This is a genomic window from Nonomuraea sp. NPDC003754 (assembly GCF_053605785.1).
This window is the reverse complement of sequence record NZ_JBSGJX010000119.1, coordinates 1-2,146: the sequence shown is the minus strand read 5'-3', so window position 1 is coordinate 2,146 and position 2,146 is coordinate 1. Positions and strand designations below refer to the sequence as shown.

1 protein-coding gene is annotated in these 2,146 nt (G+C 69.7%); it reads left to right on the top strand.

Translation table 11 applies throughout. From position 1 onward, the window contains the following. Nucleotides 1–1,516: protein kinase domain-containing protein (locus ACWEVS_RS46200; protein WP_452557602.1), on the top strand; the 1,516-nt coding region annotated here is incomplete at its 5' end. Nucleotides 1,517–2,146: the final 630 nt, after the last annotated feature.

Genomic DNA, 2,146 nt, shown 5'->3' with positions numbered 1-2,146 from the left:
CAACGCCGACTTCCGGCGTCGTTTCGCCGCCGAGGTGGACGCGGCCCGTAAGGTCGGCGGCTTCTACACCGCGCAGGTCGTGGACGCCGACACCGACGCCGCCCGGCCGTGGCTGGCCACCGCCTACATCCCCGGCCCCTCCCTGCACCAGGCCGTCGACGAGCACGGGCCGCTCCCGCTGGAGTCGGCCGCGGTGCTCGGCGCGGGGCTGGCCGAAGGACTCGCCGCCGTGCACGGCTGCGGGATGGTGCACCGCGACCTCAAACCCGCCAACGTCATCCTCGCCGAGGACGGTCCCCGCCTGATCGACTTCGGCATCGCCCGCGCCCTGGACGCCACCAGCCACACCCAGACCGCCACCGTCCTGGGCACCGCGGCGTTCATGTCCCCTGAACAGGCAATGGCGCAGGAGGTCGGGCCGGCCTCGGACGTGTTCTCGCTCGGCTGTGTCCTCGCCTTCGCCGCCACCGGCCGCGGCCCGTTCGGAACAGGACCCGCCCACGCGGTCGTCTACCGCGTCGTGCACACCGAACCCGACCTGCGCGCGGTGCCCGCGCCGCTGGCCGATCTCGTGGCCGCCTGCCTGGCCAAGGACCCCGCCGCCCGGCCCGGCCTGCAGTACGTGCTGACCCGCCTCACCGCTCTCGCGACACCCGGCCAGGGACGGTGGCCGGAGGCGCTCACCCAGGTCATCACCGAACGCCGGACCGTGGCACTGACCGCCCTGCACGACCCGGCCGCTGCAACCGGCGGTCTCCAGCAGATGCCGCCGCCGCCAGAGCACACTGGTCAGCAGCGTTCACCCCAGCCGTTGCTGGTCAACGAACGCCGCCGGCGCCGCGGCAGCGGACCGAAGTTCCCCTCCACCGGCTACCAGATCGCCGTGTACGTGGCGCTCGCCCTGTTCGCCCTGGTGTCGGTGTCCACGGTGGCCCACCAGATCACCGTCCTCGACGACGCCGGACAGTACTACGACGAGTCGACCTTCGACGACATGCGCGATTTCCACGAGAGGGTCGGCGCCGTCCTATGGGCGGCCCAGATCGTCTCCGGCCTGGGGCTGGCGGCCTCGTGGCTGCTCTGGTTCCACCAAGCACGCGTCGCAGCCGAACAGCTCGCGCCCGGCAGGCTGCGATACCAGCCCTCCATGGCCGTGTACGGCTGGCTCATCCCGATCGGCAACCTGCTGCTGCCCAAACAGATCGCCGACGACATCTGGCACGCGTCCAGCCCGCCCGGACGCGACGGCACGACCGCGCCGGCCTGGCTCCTGCACGCGTGGTGGGCTCTGTGGCTGGCCACGCTCCTGACCTGGCCCCTGTTCTGGATCGAATGGACCACACTTCTCAGGACAAGCTCCATACTCCGGGAGGGTGGCGAGATCCTGGCGTACGAGTTCAGGCTGAGAACCTGGCCCAGCCTGGCCGTGCACGCGCTGGTCGTGCCGGCAACGATCGTCACTGCGCTGTTCGTGCGGCGGCTAGGCACTATGCAGGCGGCCAGACTCGACAACTAACCGCCGAGCATCTCCACGCTGCTGTCGGGTTCCGGCCGTCAGGTGCTCGCCGGGTCCGTCATCGAGGCGCCGGTGTCGGGCCAGGGCTCGCGGGGGTGACGACAGTCGGCTCCGAACCCGCCGGGCTTCGCTCCTCTGCCTGCTCGTCCTTCGGGGCGCGCCTCCTCGCCCGATCCGCAGCGGCTTCGACCATGGGTCATATGGGCAAGCATGATCTCGGATTCGTGGCCGAGGAGTGGCTCGATCGGTATCTGACTGCACGGCAATTCTGGTGGGTGTTCCGTGGGTCTGGCTTTACGATCCCGGCCTGACGCGTTCGATCACCGGCACCGCAAACCGGCATATTTCGCTTCCGCGGTCCAACCGCCGATGTGCCGGACGCGTGCCGAAGAGCATGTGACGAGCACGAACTCGGCCATCTTCGTCTCTCAGAAGAGAGCCGAGAACCGAGGAATCGCAGGTCAAATGGGGTGTGGAGTGGTAGGCCGCCCGGGCTCGAACCCGGAACCCGCGGACGGCCGACCCGCCGGTGCGCGGTTGCGTCCATGGGAGTGGTGTACGAGTTTGACCTGGTCACAGGCGTGGCGGCGTGAAATGGCGACGGCCATCGCGTGATCCTTCGATTAGCGA